The following is a 19,097-nucleotide window of genomic DNA, read 5'->3' as shown; positions in this document are numbered from 1 at the left end:
CCCCCCCCCCCCCCCCCCCCCCCCCCCCCCCCCCCCCCCCCCCCCCCCCCCCCCCCCCCCCCCCCCCCCCCCCCCCCACGGCCGGTTGGGGCCGCACCGGGCCCGCCGCGCTGGAGGTGGTCGTCGCCCGGCACTGCTACGACGACGGACCCGTCGTGCTGCAGGACATCGCCCTGCGGCTCGCGCCGGGGGAACGCGTCGCCCTCGTCGGCGCGAGCGGAGCGGGCAAGAGCACGCTCGCCGGCATCGCCGCCGGAATCATCGCGCCCACCCGCGGCGCGGTCCGCCTGCGCGGGGTGCCGCTGACGGAACTGGGCGAGCACCGCGTCCGGCGTGACATCGCCCTGATCAGCCAGGAGGTGCACGTCTTCGCCGGGACGCTCGGCGACGACCTGCGCCTGGCCAACCCGGACGCCACCGACGCCGAGCTGACCGCCGCCCTCGACCTCGTCGGCGTCACGGCCTGGCTCCGCGCCCTGCCCGACGGCCTCGACACGACCGTGGGGGAGGGCGGGCGGCACCTCACCGCCGCCCAGGCCCAGCAGCTCGCCCTGGCCCGCCTCGTCCTCGCCGACCCCGCCGTCGCGGTGCTCGACGAGGCCACCGCGGAGGCCGGCAGCGCCGGCGCGCGTGACCTCGACCGCGCCGCCGCAGCGGCCACCGAGGGCCGCACCACGCTGATCGTCGCCCACCGCCTCAGCCAGGCGGCCACGGCGGACCGGATCGTCGTCCTGGAGCACGGGCGCGTCGCCGAGCACGGCACGCACGGCCAGTTGCTGGCGGCCGGGGGCGGGTACAGCCGGCTGTGGCGCTCCTGGAGCACGGCCGACGTCGTGGTCCCGAAGGAGCGCGAGGGCGAGGAGTTCGCCGCCGCGCACCCTCGGCCGTCGGGCGTGTCGTCGGGCTAGGGCCCGACGCGTCGTCACGCCGACTGCCGCGCCGCCCGGGCCCGCACCAGGCCCCGCGCCGCTACGGCCGACGCCGGAGACCAGTGCCACCCAGGGACCGTCACGGCGCGTGGACGTGCTGTCAGAGCAGCCGTTTCAGGGCCTGGGTGAGTCCGACGCCCTTGGCGTGGCTGAGCAGCCGCCTGCCGGGTTCCCGGTCCCCCCACGTCTTGACGCCCTTGCCGTGGGTGCCGTCCTCGGAGTGGCGCTTCTCGAAGTCCATCGCCCGTACGTCGCGGTCACCGAGGTCGGCGACGGAGTGGCTGTGGGTGCCGAGGTAGGTCGACCGGCCGTTCTCGGTGCGCAGGTTCTCCTCCTCCCACAGCACGACCTTCTTCAGGCTCCCGTCGGGCAGCAGGACCACCCAGCTCTGCTCGTGGGTGGTTTCCTGATGCGTGGTGTTCCGGTGCCTCGTGTTGCGCTCGATGTGCTGGTTGCGCCTGTCGAGCACCCAGTGGGGGCCGACGACGTCGATTCGTTGGGTCACCGCGACCCGTTCGGGCCTGTACTGGACCTTGGTGAACATGTTGAACAAGCCGTGTCTGACCTCCACCCGCTTCGTCACGGTCTGGTACTCGGTCCTGGTGTAGGAGATGCCGCTCTCCGTCGGCTTGCGGGTCTCCCTGGCGACGCGCCGGGCGTAGGCGCGGATGCGGGCCCAGTCGAGGGTGCTGGCCTCGTACGCGGACTTGTCGGGCATGGATGTCCTCTCAGAAGTGGGCGCCGCCGAGGGCGACGAGGCCGCCCCACAGCCGCGGGGTCAGCCGTCGGTCCTGTTTCTCGGCGAGCCAGCCGAGTTTGGCGTCGCGCAGCGCCCGCACCGGATCGGTCCCGTCGCCCATGTGCCTCCAGAACCGCTGCATGACCTGCGACGTGGTCTCGTCGTCGATCTCGTGGAGGCTGCCGATGACCGTGGTGGCGCCGCGGGCGAACAGGGCGAGCGGGAAGCCCGCCAGCTCGACGCCGCTGCGCAGCCGGACGCTGGAGTGGCAGGAGGCGAGCACACACAGCTGGGGAAAGGACAGCGCCATGGCCTCGGCGGCGGTGAGTTCGGTCCCGTCGGGCAGGATCTTGCTCTGCCCCCACCCGTCGGTCGCGTCGTCCGTGCCGTGCACGGCCAGCGCGAGCATGCGGTACCCGGTGCTCTCGCCCGAGCCGAGCGTGCTCACCAGCACCGCACGGGAGGTCACTTCGAACAGCGGTGGCAGGTAGCTCTCCAGCGAGCGGAACTCCGGCTCGGTGTGGGTCAGCCTGTCCAGGTCGTAGACGGCGATGGACGGCTGCGCCTGGGGCACGACGGCCCGCTTCAGCAGGTGCGTCATGGTGGTGAGCGAGGCGTGCACGCTGACGACCGCGGCGTCGACGAGCTGGCGGGACCCGTCGAGCGGCAACACGTCGAAGGCGATGTCGAACAGCCCGGTCGGCACGATCATCAGGCGTACGGGGGCGCTGCCGGCGGTCAGCCCCAGCAGCGGCTCCGGCAGCAGGATCCGGGTCAACCGTGCCACGACCAACCAGTACCCCGGCTGGTCGGGCGTCAGCCGCGCCGGCGAGAACGGCAGCGGCACCGCGTCGATGTGCTCGTAAACGGTTCCGTCGCCGCCGCGCCAGGTGAGCCTGCGGTAGAGCACGCGCGGCGGAGTCCCGCCCCCCAGCGCGCACACCTCCGACGACAGCAGTTGCAGCACCGCGCTCACCTCGCCCCTCGGGCACAGGTCCAGGACGGTTCGGGCATCGACGCCGGGCAGGCCCCGTCCGTCGGCGAGAGCGCTCAACACCCCGAGGATGCGGTCGGCCTGGCTGACCGAGCGGCGCCTCGTCTCCGCGATGGCGTCCGCGGTGTGGCTGAGCACCCGCGACTCGGACGCGGGCGGGATCTCGGTCTCGGGCAGGGCGGGCCGGGCAGCGTTGGCGGCGATGACCGACTCGGCGGCACGGCGTACCGCGTCGGTCACGGCCGGGTTGCGGGCCAGGTCGCTGATCAGGGCGCCGACGCGGTCGCGGCGCACCGCCTCCATGATCCGGTCCATCGCCGCCGCGTCGCCCAGGCGCACGGCCAGGTCGGCGGCCTCCCGGAACAACCCGCCGAACTGCTGGCCGAGCGCGGCCCGCTCGGCGAGGTCGGACACCCCGATGAACAGTTCGGCGACACACCGTACGGCCTCCAGGAGGCGCCGCAGCATCGTGGCGGGCACCTCGTCGGGATCCGTCCGGCCGCTGGGACCGCACGCCAGCGCCGCGGTCCACCAGCTCCTGGCGGCCTTCTCCATGTCGACGACCACGCCGTCGAACTCCAGGTCGGCACACGACGCCAAGGCGGTCGTCTCCGCGTCGGCGTAGGCCCGCGCCGTGCCTTCCGCGGTGTCGGCGTCCTCGGCGACCCGCCGGTACCAGCACGCCAGGGCGTAGTTCAGCACGCCCCGGTGCCGGGGCGTCGCCCGCTCGGACAGCTCGGAGAGCCGGCCGAACACCCGGGTGTCGCCCGGAGCGCACCACTCGGCCGCGGCGACCGCCGCATTCACCATCAGGCCCGCCCGCACCCCGGTCGCCCCCGCGGCCAGGGCGAGGTCGGCGGCGCGCAGTGGGTCGCCGGCGGTGGGGTGGTCGGCCACCAGCCGCGCCCGCGTGAACCGCACCGCCGCCAGGCCGTTGCGGCCGTCTCCGGAGTACGCGGACTCGGCCACGTCCAACCACGCCGAAGCCAGCTCCCACCGCTCGGCGGTCAGGCGGGACCGGGACCGCCACAGCTGGACCGCGCAGTCGTACGCGGAGTTGCCCACCGCTATCCGGCGCGACCGCAGGCCACGGCGGCGCAACTCGGGGACCAGAGCACCGACGGAGGCCGGGGTCGGCTCGCCGTCGAGCCCGACGCCGTGCAGGCTGACGACGAGCCGCTCCCGCAGCAGCTCGTAGGCGCGAGGGTGGTCGTGCAGGTGCGCGGCGTTGTAGGCCGCCTGGGCGAGCCACGCCCGGTGGGCCCGGTTGAGGCCGCTCTGCTCCGCCCAGGACCGCAGCCTGGCCTCGACCGCCCGGAAGCCGTCCCGGTCCCCGGTGTGCCTGGCGAGCGCCCCGCGATGCGACAACGCCTCGGCGAGCAGCGACGGTCGGACGGGGACCAGGCCCTCGGCCAGCGGGGCCATCCGCTCGATGGCGTCGCGCCACAGCTCGATGTCGCCCAGCGACGCCGCGACCATGCCCATGTCCTTGAAGGCCCGGCAAGCGAGCACCGTGCGCACCACGAGCGGCGACTCCGCGACGACGTCCGGCGCCGCCGCCCACGGGCCCGGGGTCGGGTCGGCGGGCCCCTCCGTCAGGGAGGCGGCCTCGGTCGCCGCGGCCAGGGACTCCGACCAGCGGTGTGCCTGTCGCAGGGCCCGGCCGAGGTGGCCGAGCGACCACGCGAGCAGCAGCGGGTCGCCCTGCTCCCGGGCCAGGGCGACCGCCTCGGCGCACTCGTCGGCCCGGTGGACGATGTCGGCCTCCGGGGCGGCGAGGTCGAGCCGGATCTGCGGCTGCCAGGTGTGGAAGACCAGGGCGACGATCCGTTGGCAGCGCTGTGTCCGGTCGGCGGGGTCCGCCACCGAGCCGGCGAGGGCGGTCGCCGCGGTACGGACCTCCGGCACCGGCGGACGACCCGGTGGACGGTCCGGACCGCCGGACTCGGCCATCGTCGGATCGGCGGCCAGGCAGACCCGGGCGAGCGCGGACGACCTGGTCGGTCCCTTCGGGAGGGCTAGCAGGTCCGCGACGAACGCGGCCCAGTCAGGCGTCGTACCGCAAGTCACCGGCGTGCACCACCATCAGGTCGACGGCCAGCCCGGAGAGCACGTCCGGCTCGTCGGCAGGTAGGGCGATGCGGCACGTGAGACTGACCGGCCAGAAACCGTCCGCGGGCGGTTCGACGGCCGGGGCGAGTGCGCCCTCGGCCCTCCACGGGCCGTGGTGGGCCACCACGACCAGGCCGGTACCCGCCGGTGGCCGGTCGGGCAGGGACAGCACGACCCGCAGCTCGGCCCGGTCCTGGTCGATCACCAGGGCGACGTCCGGCCACGGATCCAGTCCCGCTCGCTGCCTGCCCACCGCGGCGGTGAAGAACTCGGCGTTCTCCACGTTGCGGACGACCCGCCGCTGGGTGCCGGCCGAGCGAACCGTCACCGGGCTCAGCGCCAGCGTCCACGACGCCAGCACCTCGCGCGTGCCCGCGGCGAAGGCGCGCTCCGCTTCGGCACGGGCCAGCACCTCGGTGAGCCGGCCCTCCACGTCGAGCCGGGCGCGCAACGCCTCGACCGCCGCGTCGTCCGCGGCCCGCACCGCGGCCTCCGCCTCGTCGTTCCATTCGTCGTAGTGGTGGTCGAACACGGTTGTCTCCTTAGCGAGAGCAGGATCAGAGCAGGTCGTCCGCGATGAGCAGCGCTTTGAGCCGCTCGCGGGCGTGTCGGAGATTGGACCGCACCGTCTGCGCCACGGAACCGGTCTCCTCGGCGATCTCCGCGTTCGACAGACCCGCGTAGTGCAGCGCGATGACCACCCGTTGGGCGGCGGGCAGGCGGCCGACGGCCTCCAGGATCCGGCGCTCCCGCTGGCCGATGTCGAGACCGTCCACCCCGGGCAGAGCGGCCCCGACCGCGTCGAGCGACACGGTGCGGCCCGCCGAGCGCAGGCTGCTGCGGTAGCCGTTCACGACCGAGCGGTACGCGTAGGGCGCCGGGTCCTCGATGCTCTCCCACCGCACGCAGAGCCGCGTCAGCACATCGCCGACGACGTCCTCCGCCTCGGCCCTGGTGGCACCGAGCCGCATGACCGTGTAGACCAGCTTCGGGTATTCGGCACGGAAGAACTCCGCGAAGTCCTTACGCCCATCGTCTGCTTCCTCCATCAGCTGCGCACTGCCTTCTCCGTCGGCGGGCATGGTGTCCAGAGCGGAGGGGGCGATCCCCGCGAGGCCGGCCTCCGCCACCACCGCGGCCGCCGGGTCGTGCCTGCCGGAGAGCAGGTACGCCCCGGCCAGCACGGCGGCCACCGCTCCGCCGACCCCGGTCAGCCACAGCGAGCTGGTGGCCGCGTACATCCCGGCGAGCCCGACCAGAGCCACGTTGAAGATCCCGACCGCCCCGACCACATCGGACCGCCGCGACCGCGGCGCCTCCTCGACAGTCATGTCGCCTCCCGCCTTCTGCTCCAGCTCCGGACACGAACGTCACGCGCCAGACCCCAGAGGCGTGCAAACACGATTTCCGGCCACCACGGATCGGAGTAATCGTGGCCCACGCCGGCCAGCGCGGATAGGCGCTGATAGAGGAGTTCCCCTCCCTGCCGGTGTCTCATGGGCGACACCGGGGTGCGGGCGGCGACCACCGGCGAGGGCGGCGGAGCGGCAGGGCCGGCCGTCGGCGGTCCTCGGCGCCGAGAGCGGGACGGTTCGGACGACGTGGGTGTCGCCTCTCCACTGTCGGCGACACTCGGGCGGGGCCGTCCCGCCGGTCCAGGCGTGGCCCGCTCAGCGTCACCTGCCGACAGCGGGGCAGGATGGGCACGTGGACATCGAGCCGGTCGACGCCGCACCCGGGCAGGCGTTCCCGCGGACGTTCCTGCGGCAGCGCTGGGACGATCTCACGTTCCTGCACTGGGCGGTCGCGCCGGAGCGCGTCGCGCCGCTGCTGCCCGCGGGAACGCGTCCCGACACGCTTGACGGGGTCAGCTACGTCGGGCTGATCGGCTTCCGGATGGTGGGGCTGGGCCTCGGCCGGGGGCCGGGGGTGCCGTACTTCGGCAGCTTCTGGGAAACCAACGTCCGGCTCTACTCGGTCGACGACACCGGCCGGCGTGCCGTGGTGTTCCGTTCCCTCGACGCGTCGCGGCTGGTCCCGGTGCTGGTCGCCCGGGCCACCCTGCGACTGCCGTACCTGTGGTCGGCGATGCGGCTGGAGCGCGACGGCGACCGCTACACCTACCGGTGCCGGCGCCGCTGGCCCGGCCCGGCCGGTGCGACGAGCCGGATGGTGGTGCGGGTGGGGGAGCCCATCGCCGAGCCGACCCCGCTGGAGCACTTCGTCACCGCGCGGTGGGGCCTGCACACCCGGGCGTACGGGCGGACGCTGCACCTGCCGAACTGGCATCCCCGCTGGCCGCTGCACCGCGCGGAGCTGTTGCACCTGGACGACGAGCTGGTCGGAGCCGCCGGGCTGCCGTCGCCGGTCGGGGCGCCGGCCAGCGTGCTGTACTCACCGGGCGTCCCGGTCCGGTTCGGTCCGCCGGTCACGCTGCGCCGGGCGCGTCCTGCCTGAGCCAGGCACCTACCGGTCAGGTGCGGGCGGGCGCCCAGCCGGCGGGAACGAGCCGGGCGGCGTCGCCGCCCTCGCCCTGGAAGAGGGGTCCGTCCCCGTCCGCCGCCAGGATCCGGTCGACGTAGACGCCCCGCCCCTGGCTGGAAGCGTCGGTGGCGCTGCTGAAGCGCAGGTGGGTGGCCCCGTCGGGCAACTCGACCGAGACCTGCCACCAGACCCGGCCGCCGAAGCCGGTGACCGTGCCGTCACTGGTCCACCGCTGGTCGGCGTGGCGCAGCAGCATCCGTCCCGGCGCCCAGGTCGCACCCCCGTCGGTGGAGACCTCGAACCGGGCGCTGTCGTAGCGGGGCTCGGTGTCGTACCAGAGCAGGAAGCTCGCCGTGCCGCCCCGCGCGGCCCGCCGCAGCGGGGCGGTGAGGGTGGCCGTCGCGGCATCGCGCGGTCCGGCCCGCCAGGCCTCGCGGGACCGGGGTCGCACCGGCATCGCCTCGGCGAGTTCGCGCGCGACGGCGCGCCGGGCGACGTTGTTGCCGCCCCAGCCGCGGTCGGGGTGGACCCGGTTGCTGAGCAGGACGACGAACGAGTGGGAGAGCGGGTCGACGACGATCGACGTCCCGGTGAAACCGGTGTGCCCGAACGCCACGGGGGAGGAGAGCCCCATCATGTACCAGTGCTTGTCGAGCTCGAAGCCCAGCCCGCGGTCGCTCTCCGGGTAGGCCTGCTCCAGCGGGGCGTTCTGGTTGACCAGCATCGCGCGCACGGTGTCGGGGCGCAGGATCCGCCGCCCGCCGTACTCGCCGCCGTTGAGCAGTGCCTGGCAGAGCACCGCCAGGTCCGCCGCGGTGGAGAACACCCCCGCGTGCCCGGCCACGCCGCCGAGCGACCACGCGTTCTCGTCGTGCACCTCACCCCAGACCATGCCCCGACCGGCGTACGGCTGGTACTCGGTCGCGGCGATCCGCGAGCGCCGCTCCGGTCCCGGGTTGTAGCCGGTGTCGGTCATGCCCAGCGGCGCGGTGACGCCGTCGGAGACGAGCGTGGCCAACGGCCGGCCGGTCACCCGTTCCACCAGCACGCCGAGCGCGATGAGCCCGAGGTCGGAGTACACGTAGCGGGTACCGGGCCGTGCCCCGGGCGCGAGCGGCGTGGCGAGTGCGGCGGCGAACCGCTCCGCCGGCGTCGGGTACCTGCTCCACAGGGGCGTGAAGGCGGGCAGGCCGGAGGTGTGGGTGAGCAGCATCCGTACGGTGACCGCCTCCTTGCCGCCGGCCGCGAACTCCGGGACGTACCGGGCGACCGGCGCGTCGAGGTCCACCCGTCCCCGCTCGACCTGCTGCATGGTCACGATGGCGGTGAACAGCTTCGACACCGAGGCCAGGTCGAAGATGGTGTCGGGCCGCATCGGGATCTGCCGGTCGGCGGGGAGTTCCACCCCGACCAGCCCGGGCGGCGGGCCGACGGCGGCGTACTTCACCGCGGAGCCCACCGCGGCGTGCTGCACGACCACGCCGTCCTTGGCCGCCAGGACCACGGCGCCCGCGTACGTGGGATGGCCGGGGTGATCCGGTGTCGGTTCGAGGTACGCCGCCAGGTCGGCGGGCAGGCGGTCCACGCGTTCGGGGAGCAGACCGACCTCGTCGGCGTGGCCGGGCCGCAGCGTGTCATGGCGGAAGTGGATGTCGGCGGGGGTGACGACCGGCGGCGCCGATCCTGCCGGCGGCGGCGCGGCCCCGGCCCCGGTGGCCGGAAGGGCGGCGCCCAGGACGGCCACGACCAGGCCGAGCGCGAGGGGACGGAGCGCGGGCGGGCGGTGCCGACGCAGCGACGACATGGTGGGTTGCCTCCTACCAGCTCATGCCGTGGCCGTAGGGGTAGAGCACGGTGCCCGCGCCCTCGGCCGTGGGGATCGTGACGGGAAGCCGTCCCCGGGGGGACAACTCGCCGTGCAGCGCGCGGACGAGGGCGTCCATCGCCGCCCGGGTGTACGAGTAGGTCGCCAGGTAGGTGGTCACGCCCGGCAGGTACGCGACGTCGTAGGGATCCCGGACCGCCGCCACCACCACGGGCCTCCCGGTGGCGAGCAGCGCGGCGACGAGCCGCCGCTGGGTGCCGCGGGGATCGGTGACGGTGGTGTCCCACGCCTTGTTGGTCAGCACGACGGTGAGATCGTGCTCGGCCGCCAGGGCGGCCGTCGTGGCGATCGCCTGATCCGACGGCAGGGTGGCGGGCCGGGCGGTGGCCCGGGCGCCGCGGGCGGTGAACCCGCCGGCAACCGCCTCGACCGGTGCGAAGGCGGCGCTGTTCCAGCCGGTGACCAGCACCGACCGCCTGCCCGGGCCCAGCGGCAGCAGCCCCGCGTCGTTGCGGACCGCGGTGAGGGTCGGGTCGGTGACCCGCGCCACGGCGGCGAGGTGCGCGGGCGCTCCGACCGTGCGTACGGCCTGCTCGACGTCGACCAGCGGCGAGCGGGCCAGGCCCTGCCGGTACTTCATGGCGAGGATGCGCCGGACCGACTCGTCGATGCGCCCCTCGGTCAGCTCGCCGGTGGCGACGGCCCGCAGCACCGCGTCCCGGGCCAACCGCAGGTCCGGCGGCATCAGGAGCTGGTCGGCGCCGGCCTTGAGCGCGAGCACGGGCACCCGCTCGTCGCCGTACTTGCGCCGCACGCCGGCCATGTTCAGCGCGTCGGTGACGATGACTCCCCGGAAACCGAGCTCGCCGCGCAGCACGCCGGTGAGGATCGTCGGCGACAGCGTCGCCGGGTCGCCGGAGGGGTCGAGCGCGGGCACCACGATGTGCGCCGTCATGATCGATTCGACGCCCGCGCTGATCGCCCGCCGGAACGGTGGCGCGTCGATCCGGTCCCACTCCTGCCGGCTGTGGTCGATGACCGGCAGGTCGGTGTGGCTGTCGGTCGCCGTGTCACCGTGCCCGGGGAAGTGCTTCGCCACCGCGGTGACGCCGGCGCCGTCCTGGAACCCGGCGACCTGGGCGGCGGTCAGCTCGGCCACCAGGGTGGGGTCGGCGCCGAAGGACCGTACGCCGATCACGGGGTTGCCGGGGTCGACGTTGACGTCGGCGATCGGCGCGTACGGCTGATGGATGCCCACCGCGCGCAGCTCGCGCCCGGTGATCTCCGCGGCCTCGTGCGCGGCCCGGGCCGACCGCCCGGCACCCAGGGCCATCGACCCGGGGAACTGCGCGGCGGGGGCGGGCATGCGTAGCACCACGCCCTGCTCCTGGTCGGTGGAGATGAGCAGGGGCACCCGCCCCTTCGTGCCGTCGCCGACGGCGGCCCGCTGCAACCCGTTGGAGAGGGTGGCGATCTGGCGGGGGCTGTCCAGGTTGTGCGACCACGAGAAGTAGCAGACGCCGCCCAGGTGGAACTGGTCGACGACCTCGGCCGGCGTCTCGACACCGAACGCCGCGCGGTTGGCGGCGCGGTCGGCGGCGGAGGGCCCGGTGGCGTCAGCGCCGTAGACGTACGTGGCGAAGAGTTGGCCGACCTTCTGCGCCAGGCTCATGTGCCGCAACGTGGAGGTGACCCAGCCGTGCTCACCGGCGGGCGGGCGCTCGGGCGCGGCGGAGGCCCGGACGGGCAGCGGCGCGAGGGTGGTCGACAGGGCGGCAACCAGGACGGAAGCGGTAACGAGTCGGGCCTTCATAGACGACGACCTCTCAGTCCGGATGCGCTGAAACTTAGCTACGCATCGATGAATCGTCAAGAAGGTTTGCTACATGTCCGGCGGAGGTCCGTCCCGGGCGCCGGCCGGCGGAAGGATGTCGGCCGGGCGCGACGGCTCCCGCACGCCGTGGAACCCGCAGGGCGCGGGCGGTGTCATGAAGGTGTCCCCACCGGAGGTTCCCCTGAACGACGAAGACCTCGTCACCCGCGCCAGGGCGGGCGACCTGGCGGCGTACGAGCTCCTGGTCGCCCGGCACACCGCATCCGCACACCGGACGGCGGTGCTGCTCGGCGCGGGTCCGGACGCGGAGGACGTCATCCAGGAGGCGTTCGTGAAGGGCCACCGGCAGATCTCCCGCTATCGGGGGGAGTCGTCGTTCCGGTCGTGGCTGTTGGCGATCGTGGCCAACGAGACCCGCAACCTGCACCGGTCGCGCAGCCGGCGCGACGGGCTCGTCCTGCGCGCGGCCGTGGCGAACCCGCCTTCGGAGACCGGCGAGGACGCCGCCGTCGAGACCGTCCTCGCCGGGGAACGCCGCGCCGCGCTGCTGCGGGCCCTGCGCCTGCTGCCGGTGAAGGACCGCGAGGTGATCGTGTGCCGGTTCTTCCTCGACCTCACCGAGGACGAGACGGTGACCATGCTGGGCTGGCCGCGCGGCACGGTGAAGTCGCGGACCTCCCGCGCGCTGACGAAGCTCCGCGGCCTGCTCGACGTCGCGGAGGTGCGCCGTGGATGACCTCGAACGCGAACTGCGTGATCTCTCCGCCTGGCTGGAGACGCCCGACCCGCCCCACGTGGCCGCCCGGGTACGCGCCCGGCTCGCCGCACCCGCGCCGAGGCCCCGCCGGTGGCGTCACCTCCTCGCTGCGGCGCTGACCGTCGCGGTCGTGGCGGTGCTGCCGCCGGGACGCGCCGCCCTCGCCGACGCCGCCGCCGGGCTGCTGCGCTTCGCCGGGATCACGATCGCGACGACGCCCGATCCGGCGCTGCCCACCGGCGCCGCGTCGGCACTGCCGTCGCAGCGACCCGCCACCGTGGTCGAGGCGCAGCGGAAGGTGCGCTTCCCCATCCGCACGCCGACCAGGCTGGGCCCGCCCGAGCAGGTGCTGGTCGCCGACCCGGACGGCGCGGGCTTCTGCCGGGTGGCGACGCTGCTCTACCGCGGCGGCGCGCTGCGCATCGACGCCTTCGACGGCCGCCTCGACCTGGCCTTCCACAAGGGGGCCAGCACGCCCGGAGCCACGTGGGTCCGGGTCAACGCCGACTTCGCCGTCTGGATCGGCGCCCCGCACGCCGTGTCCTACGTGGACCGCGAAGGCACCGTCCGGAGGGAGACCGCGCGGCTGGCCGCCTCGACCCTGATCTGGCAGCAGGCCGGCGTCAGCTACCGGATCGAGGGCGAGCTCACCAGGCCCGAGGCGATCGAGATCGCCAGTTCGCTGGGCTAGTGGTACGTCGCTCACGTGGCGATCCGCTCGTGGTCTCGCTGGGCTGGCACACCACCAGGCGCGGCGCGTGCCGGTGCGCCCGGGCGCGGCCGGCCGCCCGGAGGGCCCGGGTCGGGAACCCGGGGGAGCCCGCCGGTGTCCTGACAGTGGAAATGCACGAGCGGGTCATCGGGAGGCGTGAGATGGGTTCAGGGCGCAGGGTGTTGCTGGGGGCGGTGGTCCTGTTGGCCGGCTGCACGACAGCGGGGCGGCCGGCCCCGCAGGCCGCCTATCCGGCCGCCCCGCAGGCCGCCTCTCCGGCCGCCACGGCGTCGGCGACCGCGGCGTCCGCCCCGCAGGCCGCCTCGGCGTCGGCGAGCGCGGCGTCGGGTCCCACCGCCGGCTGCGGCTCCCGGGTCGAGACGGGGCCGCTGCCCGACTGGGCGGACGCCGGGTTCAGCGGGAGCACCCGGATGCCGCACGTCCTGGGCGCGCGCGGCCAGATCGTCGCGGTGCTGTTCGGGCACCCGCTGGCGCAGGCCAGGGAGGGCAGGCCGACCAACAAGATCCTCTGGGTCGCACGCCCCGCCACGGCACCCTCCGACGCCACCGTCCCGCAGGCCCTGCGGATCACCGCGACCCTGCACGGCACCGGCACCCGGGTGACCCGGGAGGTCGCCGGCGGGCCGGGCCCGTCGATCGTCGACATGCCGCGGGCCGGCTGCTGGCGCCTCGAACTGCGCTGGTCGGGGCGCACCGACTCGATGGACCTCGTCTACGCCGACAGCTAGTACGGCAGCCGCCGTTCGGGGCCTCGCCGCTCGTCGGCGTACGGGTCGACGTGCGCAACCAGGGGCAGCTGGACGCCCCACCGCCGCGCGGACGGCGCAGGCGCGCCCGAGCCTCCGACCGCGGCGATCCGGCCGGCGGATTCGACGAGACCCCACAGGAACGCACGGGCGGTCATGGTGATGTTCTGTCACCGGCGGGCCGGTATCGACCTATGGTGTCCGCCACTGCCGAATGGACACGGTCAGCGTTTGCGAGTCTCCCAGACCGGCTCCTGAGGCTCGTCGTTGTGCACGATGATGTCGACGTGATCGGTCGGGCGGACCGTAGCGAAGTACAGTTGCTGGGAGGGGATGTAACGCTCGCGCCAGCGCCGTTCGACCTCAGCCCGGGATGACGCCCCGCGCTCTCGGACCACGGCACGATCCACTGTCTTCTCGAGCGCGGTTGACACGAAGATGCGCAGATCCCACCTGTCGATCAGCTCCGGGCGCATGAGGAAGACGCCGTCGAAGACCAGCACGGCGTCGGCGGTGGCAGTGGTGGCCGGCGGGGACAGCGCAGTATCCGTTGTGCGGTCGTAGACCGCGCATCGATAGCTTCGATTTCCGCCCGGGCCGAGCGGATCAAGAAGAACCCGGTTGAGCGAGTCGTAGTCGTGGGTGTCGAAGTAGCAACCTTCGGCCGAGTACTCGCCGCGGGGATAGCGCTGTGCCCGGGGGAAGAGGAAGTCGTCGATCGTCGCGCGGATGACGTCGCGGCCCTGGTCGCGCAGGATGACGGCCAGCTCGTCGGCGAGGGTGGTCTTGCCGGCGGCGGGCGGTCCGTCGATGGCGACCCGCGTCGGGTGTGCGACAGTGATGGACCCGACGGCCTCAGCCAGGCGGCCGAGCACCTCGTTGCGGCTGCCTTGGCTCATGTCCTGTCCCGTCCTGTTCTCGCGGAGGTCGCCGTCTCGAGTCGACCTCATGCGCGTCGGCCTTTCCGCGCCCGCCACTCCCCGGTCGAGCGAGACTGCCGCGTGCGCAGGTGGCCGCGGTCGCGGCGCAAGGGGCAGCAGGACGCGGTCTGGACGACACCCTCATCCGCCGCGATCCGCGCGGCAGCCCGGACGGCGGCTGCCGTACCAGGCCCTCGAACACCGACGCCACGGCGAGGGCGGCCGGGTCGACCGGGGCGGGCGGCGGCGTCGCCGCTGCCCGCCCTGGGTCGACGGGCGTCCTCGCCGTGGCGCGGTGCATGTGCAAGGGGCTGCGGTCAGGGGGCGCAGCCGGCGAGTTCGGGGCTGGAGGGAGTGCCGGTGGAGGGTCCGAAGAAGAGCAGCGCGCAGGCGCTGAAGAAGGTCGGGTTCTCCTCGGGGATCCAGTGGCCGGTGTCGGGGGCCACGACGGTGCGGACGTCGCTGGCCACCTGCTGGTAGGAGGCGGCGACGGCCGGCCCGAAGACGGACTGGGCGCCCATGGCCATCACGGGAATGGTCAGGCGCTTCGCCTGCGCGTGGGCCTGGTTGTCGGCGGCGTCGGCCTTGAGCGCCCGGTAGTACTCGTATCCGGCCGTCCGCCTGACGGGGTCGGAATACGCGCGGTAGTAGACGCTACGGTCGATCGCCTCCGGGTGCTGCGAACGGTCGAAGAGCATTCCCAGATAGGTCGGGACGTCCTCGTTGTCCATGATGCGTTCCGGGATCGGCGCGGGGGAGGCGTTGAAGAGGAAGTGCCAGCTGACCCCGTAGAAGTTCTCCAGACCGAATCCTGGCAGCGGGCTCTCCACGACGCCGATCCGGGTGACCTCGGTGGGGAAGTCGCGGGCGTAGTTGTACGCGACCATGGCGCCGAGGTCGTGACCGATCAGGGCCACCTGGGTGAAGCCGAGCTGGTTGACCGCCTGCCGGATCCGTCGCGCCGTGGTGGCCTTGTCGTAGCCGCCGGTCGGGACGGCGGAGCCGCCCAGGCCCGGCAGGTCGAACGTGATCACGGTGTGCTGCTGGGCGAGGGCGGGCAGCACCTTCTGCCACGCCCACGACGTCTGCGGCCACCCGTGCAGCAGCACCAGCGGCGAGCCGCTCCCGGTGCTGGTGTAGCGCAGGGTCGCGCCGTCGACCGTGACGCTGCCCTGCCGTACGGTCTGGACGCCGACGGTCGCCCCGGCCGGCTCCGGCGCCGGCGCGACGGCCGCGGCACCGGCGCCCGCCCCGCCCACGAGTGCCACACCGAGCGCGGCCACGACGGCGATCCGCCTGCCCCGACGACGCGAATCACGGCCGACAGCTGTCTTCACCGCAGAACTCAACGCAGACAATTGCATGGACACTTCGCTTTCCGTGAGTTGGCGACCGCTTCGGGCGGTCGGATCAAACAAAGCGGAAACGGCGGCGTTCGCAAGCGCGCCTCGGATGCCGATCGAGCGGCTTCGAAAATGTTACAACGGATGTCAAGACGTCGATCGATTGTGACTTTCCGGGGAAACGCTCCGGTCCGTGTCGCCGTCGAGAACGTCGATGTCCGCCTCCACCGTGGACGTCCTGCGGTGACGGTCGCGAACCAACCGTGCCGCCGGGGCGCGCCAGGGGGCGCAGTCGAGGGTTAGGGCAGCTTTGCCGGGGCATTGGAGCGCGTGGCAGGATATCGACCATGACAAGCGACGAGCAGGTGAAAGCCAGCCACCGCAACACCCCCACGAGCGACGCATTCCGCGCTTTCATCGCCTCCGGTTGGGCCACTCCGGATGCGGCACCTGTCCCGCGCGCGGAGGTCGCGGACCACGCGGCCCGTCGCCGGGCGGCCTTGTCACGGCGGTTCCCGGGCGAGCGCCTCATCATCCCCGCCGGCGGGCTCAAGGTGCGCAGCAACGACACGGACTACACCTTCCGCCCGCACACGGCCTTCGCCTGGCTGACCGGTCTCGGGTTCGACACCGAGCCCGACAGCGTCCTGGTGATGGACCCGAAGCCCGAGGGCCACGAGGCGATCCTGTTCTTCCGGCCGCTCGCCCCGCGCGACAGCGAGGAGTTCTTCGCGGACTCCCGGTTCGGTGAGTTCTGGGTCGGCCCCCGCCCGACGATGGGCGAGCTCGAGCAGCGGCTGGGCCTCGCCACCCGGCACATCGACTCGCTTCCGGACGTCCTGGCCAAGGACGCCGGTGCGACCGTGGTGCGCGTCGTGCGGGGGGCCGACGGCGAGCTCGCCCGGCTCGTCGACGAGACCCGGGCCCAGGCGGCGACGTCCGCGTCGGTCACGCAGCAGCACGAGGCGGACGAGGAGCTGGCCCGCCATCTCTCGGGGATGCGACTGTGCAAGGACGAGTGGGAGGTGGGCGAGATGCGCAAGGCGATCGCCGCCACCCACCGGGGCTTCGAGGCGATCATCGCCGGGCTGCGCGAGGCCGTCGGCAAGGAGCGCGGCGAGCGGTGGGTCGAGGGCCTCTTCGGCCTGTACGCCCGCCACGACGGCAACGGGATCGGCTACGAGACCATCTGCGCGTCCGGCGACCACGCCAACACCATCCACTGGACGAAGAACACCGGGCCGGTCCGCGAGGGCGACCTCATCCTGGTGGACGCCGGTGTCGAGGTCGACTCCCTCTACACCGCCGACATCACGCGCACCCTCCCGGTGACCGGTCGCTTCACCGACGTGCAGCGCAAGATCTACGAAGCGGTCCTGGAGGCGCAGGAGGCCGGCCTGGCGGCGGTGAAGCCGGGCAACAAGTTCAGCGACATCCACGCCGCCGCGAACGTCGTCATCGCCCGGCGGCTGCACGAGTGGGGGCTGCTGCCGGAGGGGGTGACCCTGGAGCAGACCCTCGACCGCGAGCGTGGCGGCTGGCACCGCCGTTGGATGGTCCACGGCACGTCCCACCACCTCGGCATGGACGTGCACGACTGCCAGATGCTGCTGCGTCAGGACTACATGGACGGCGAGCTGAAGCCGGGCATGATCCTCACCGTCGAGCCCGGCCTGTACTTCAAGGCGGACGACCTGCTGGCACCGGAGGAGTTCCGCGGCATCGGCGTCCGCATCGAGGACAACGTGCTGGTCACCGAGGACGGTCACGAGAACCTGTCGTCGGCCATGCCGCGTACCGCCGACGACGTCGAGGCCTGGATCGACCGGGTGCGGTCCGGCGCGGGCGCCTGAGCGCGCCCGCACGTGCCGGCCCCTGCGGTCGGCGTGTCCCGCTGCCACCTGCCGGGCACCGGATCCCGGTGCCCGGCAGGTGGCGGTACGGGCGCGCCGGCTGACCGCCGCCTCCGCCACCCGCCCACGGGGTCGACGGCGGGCGCTCAGCCGCCGTGGAAGGTGCAGCCGATCTTCGCGCCGCCGGCCATGCTGACCACCCCGACGCCGGGGTCGGTGCTGCCGCGCACGAGGCAGCCGGCGTACCCGTCCTCGTCGACGACGTCGCGGTCGGCCAGGTAGACACCCCAGTTGAGGTAGAGGTCCTGCACGCCGCCGGCCCCGTCGGGGAACGGCTCGGCGGCGGGCCGCACCCGGCGTTGCAGCACGAACGGGCCGCCCACCGCGGCGTCGAGCCGGGCCTGCCACTCGTCCCCGCCCACCGTCCAGCCGGCGAGGACGCCGTTGCCGCCGTGCAGCAGCGTCGGCTTCAGGATCAGCTCCTCCTGCCGGGCCCGGGCGTAGGCGAGCAGGTCGACCTCGGCCCCCTCGGGGTCGGTGCCGCGCGGGCGTACGTGCCGGGTCCATGGCAGGATCCGGTCGAGGCAGGCCAGCTCGTCGGCGTCGAACAGGCCCCGGTGCCGGTCGTCGGAGAGCATGGCCAGGGTGCCCTTGTTGCCGTAGAGCTCGGCGTCCAGGCGGCTGAACAGCCCGACCTTCCCCTGCTCCGCCGCGACCAGCAGGGGCTCCACCTGGGCCGCCGCCGCCGGGTCGGCCAGGTCCTCGGGCAGGAAGTACCGCAGGACGACGTCGACGGCGCGGCCCGCCACGGTCGGCCGGCCCTGCGGGTACGTGAACTGGCCGAGGTGGCAGCCGATGCCCTCGATCCCGTAGCCGGCCAGCATCTCGGCGAGCACCTCGAGCCGGGAACCCACGATCGGGAAGTTCTCGATCGTGTCGACCACGGCGACGACGGGCGGCCGGTCCGCGGGGATCATCGCGGCGCACTCCGCGTACATGGTCCGCACGATGCAGCCCAGCGTGTCCCGGTACCGGAGCCGGTGCTCGTCGGCGAACTCCCGCAGCGGCGGGTACGCCAGCATGGCCCGGTTGATGTCGGCGCTCTCGAAGCCGCCGAGCGCGCTGGTGATGTTGAACTCGAGCAGGCGGAAGCCCGCGCCGTCGTGGTAGAGGTCGGCGCGGCCCAGTGGGGCGAGCGACCCGGCGCGGGCGCCGCGCGTGATCAGCGCCGTCTGGAGGGGATCCATGCCGACGGCCTGCGCCAGCGCGGTGAGGTCGCCGTCGAACACCCGCTCCGGCAGGGCGCGCAGCAGGTCGTAGACGGTGCGCAGGTCCCGGGCGACGGACCGGCTCTCGGCCGCACCGAGGAAGGCGGGGCCGTTCATGAGCCGGTCCCGGTACGGCTCGAGGGTGGCCGACTTTCGGACGGCGGCGACCGTCATCCGTCGCCGAGCGAGCTGTGCCGGCGGCGCGGCCGACGAATCATTCCGTACCCTTTTCGCTCTGCCGCTCCACCGTCGCCGACAATTCGACCGGACCGTCCGAAAATGTCAGCACGGTGGAGCCGAGGAAGATAGTCGCAAATGGTCGTGGCGGCGTCGACGGCGCAGTGCCGGCGGTGCGGCACGGCGGATCCGACGACCCGCCGGAGGGCGGCGCGGGTCGGGCGGGAAGGGCGCCGGAACGACCTCACGGACAACGCGCCCGAAGGTGTGCCAAAGCGCAGTAACCCGGCCGACCGGTGCCGCGCCACGGTGGGTCGCCGGGATTTCTGTGACAGTTCACACTCCAGCGTGGACTGTCGTGAGAGCGACGCAACAGCCGGGTC

16 protein-coding genes are annotated in these 19,097 nt (G+C 73.7%); 6 read left to right on the top strand and 10 right to left on the bottom strand.

Annotated elements, in window-relative coordinates:
- Positions 1–155: 155 nt before the first annotated feature.
- Entirely contained in the window at positions 156–908 is a 753-nt protein-coding gene (locus tag ACSNN9_RS08085; protein ID WP_436672228.1) for an ATP-binding cassette domain-containing protein, read from the top strand.
- Positions 909–1,029: 121 nt separating this feature from the next.
- On the opposite strand, the gene ACSNN9_RS08080 is transcribed toward ACSNN9_RS08085, so the two are convergent.
- From ACSNN9_RS08080 to ACSNN9_RS08065, 4 genes are read right to left on the bottom strand one after another with little or no spacing between them, the layout of a single operon-like run.
- Entirely contained in the window at positions 1,030–1,647 is a 618-nt protein-coding gene (locus tag ACSNN9_RS08080; RefSeq protein WP_436672227.1) for a hypothetical protein, read from the bottom strand.
- A gap of 10 nt (positions 1,648–1,657) precedes the next feature.
- The gene (locus ACSNN9_RS08075) at positions 1,658–4,732 is read right to left on the bottom strand and encodes a CHAT domain-containing protein (RefSeq protein WP_436672226.1); all 3,075 of its coding nucleotides are present in this window, start codon (positions 4,730–4,732) and stop codon (positions 1,658–1,660) included.
- On the bottom strand, positions 4,710–5,306 hold the full coding sequence (locus tag ACSNN9_RS08070) for a hypothetical protein (protein ID WP_436672225.1): 597 nt from the start codon (positions 5,304–5,306) through the stop codon (positions 4,710–4,712). Before ACSNN9_RS08070 ends, ACSNN9_RS08075 begins: the two co-directional genes overlap by 23 nt.
- A gap of 25 nt (positions 5,307–5,331) precedes the next feature.
- Positions 5,332–6,105: an RNA polymerase sigma factor gene (locus tag ACSNN9_RS08065; protein ID WP_436672224.1), complete on the bottom strand. Its 774-nt coding sequence runs from the start codon at positions 6,103–6,105 to the stop codon at positions 5,332–5,334.
- A gap of 376 nt (positions 6,106–6,481) precedes the next feature.
- Between ACSNN9_RS08065 and ACSNN9_RS08060 the strand changes: the two genes are divergently transcribed.
- Positions 6,482–7,231, top strand: a complete 750-nt coding sequence (locus ACSNN9_RS08060; protein ID WP_436672222.1) for a YqjF family protein — start codon at positions 6,482–6,484, stop codon at positions 7,229–7,231.
- 16 nt (positions 7,232–7,247) lie between these two features.
- Here ACSNN9_RS08060 and ACSNN9_RS08055 read toward each other — a convergent pair whose 3' ends face one another.
- Positions 7,248–9,062: a serine hydrolase gene (locus ACSNN9_RS08055; RefSeq protein WP_436672221.1), complete on the bottom strand. Its 1,815-nt coding sequence runs from the start codon at positions 9,060–9,062 to the stop codon at positions 7,248–7,250.
- 13 nt (positions 9,063–9,075) lie between these two features.
- The gene (locus tag ACSNN9_RS08050) at positions 9,076–10,896 is read right to left on the bottom strand and encodes a glycoside hydrolase family 3 protein (protein WP_436672219.1); all 1,821 of its coding nucleotides are present in this window, start codon (positions 10,894–10,896) and stop codon (positions 9,076–9,078) included.
- 175 nt (positions 10,897–11,071) lie between these two features.
- Here ACSNN9_RS08050 and ACSNN9_RS08045 point away from each other — a divergent pair, with 175 nt between their 5' ends.
- The 3 genes from ACSNN9_RS08045 (at position 11,072) to ACSNN9_RS08035 (ending at position 13,135) form a co-directional block, all read left to right on the top strand.
- The gene (locus tag ACSNN9_RS08045; RefSeq protein WP_436672218.1) at positions 11,072–11,653 is read left to right on the top strand and encodes an RNA polymerase sigma factor; all 582 of its coding nucleotides are present in this window, start codon (positions 11,072–11,074) and stop codon (positions 11,651–11,653) included.
- Positions 11,646–12,365, top strand: coding sequence for a hypothetical protein (locus ACSNN9_RS08040; RefSeq protein WP_436672216.1), 720 nt, complete (start codon positions 11,646–11,648; stop codon positions 12,363–12,365). Before ACSNN9_RS08045 ends, ACSNN9_RS08040 begins: the two co-directional genes overlap by 8 nt.
- 182 nt (positions 12,366–12,547) lie before the next feature.
- Positions 12,548–13,135: a hypothetical protein gene (locus ACSNN9_RS08035; protein WP_436672215.1), complete on the top strand. Its 588-nt coding sequence runs from the start codon at positions 12,548–12,550 to the stop codon at positions 13,133–13,135.
- Here ACSNN9_RS08035 and ACSNN9_RS08030 read toward each other — a convergent pair.
- From ACSNN9_RS08030 to ACSNN9_RS08020, 3 genes are all read right to left on the bottom strand, one after another.
- Positions 13,132–13,311 carry a hypothetical protein gene (locus ACSNN9_RS08030; RefSeq protein ID WP_436672214.1) on the bottom strand — a complete coding sequence of 60 codons (180 nt, stop codon included), beginning with the start codon at positions 13,309–13,311 and terminating at the stop codon, positions 13,132–13,134. The genes ACSNN9_RS08035 and ACSNN9_RS08030 overlap by 4 nt on opposite strands.
- Positions 13,312–13,377: 66 nt before the next feature.
- Complete coding sequence (locus ACSNN9_RS08025) at positions 13,378–14,052, bottom strand: uridylate kinase (RefSeq protein ID WP_436672213.1); 675 nt, start codon at positions 14,050–14,052, stop codon at positions 13,378–13,380.
- A 338-nt stretch (positions 14,053–14,390) separates the two neighbouring features.
- The gene (locus ACSNN9_RS08020; protein ID WP_436672211.1) at positions 14,391–15,356 is read right to left on the bottom strand and encodes an alpha/beta fold hydrolase; all 966 of its coding nucleotides are present in this window, start codon (positions 15,354–15,356) and stop codon (positions 14,391–14,393) included.
- Between the two features lie 407 nt (positions 15,357–15,763).
- On the opposite strand from ACSNN9_RS08020, the gene ACSNN9_RS08015 reads away from it, so the two are divergent.
- Positions 15,764–17,269, top strand: a complete 1,506-nt coding sequence (locus ACSNN9_RS08015; protein WP_436672210.1) for an aminopeptidase P family protein — start codon at positions 15,764–15,766, stop codon at positions 17,267–17,269.
- A gap of 146 nt (positions 17,270–17,415) precedes the next feature.
- On the opposite strand, the gene ACSNN9_RS08010 is transcribed toward ACSNN9_RS08015, so the two are convergent.
- A complete protein-coding gene (locus ACSNN9_RS08010) occupies positions 17,416–18,711 on the bottom strand; it encodes a hypothetical protein (RefSeq protein ID WP_436672209.1) in 1,296 nt (431 codons plus the stop codon).
- Between the last annotated feature and the right edge of the window lie 386 nt (positions 18,712–19,097).

The sequence above is a fragment of the Micromonospora sp. URMC 107 genome (assembly GCF_051386315.1).
In the GTDB taxonomy this organism is placed as follows: Bacteria; Actinomycetota; Actinomycetes; order Mycobacteriales; family Micromonosporaceae; genus Micromonospora.
Note: the sequence above shows the minus strand (reverse complement) of the source record. Positions and strands in the feature narration are given on the sequence as shown.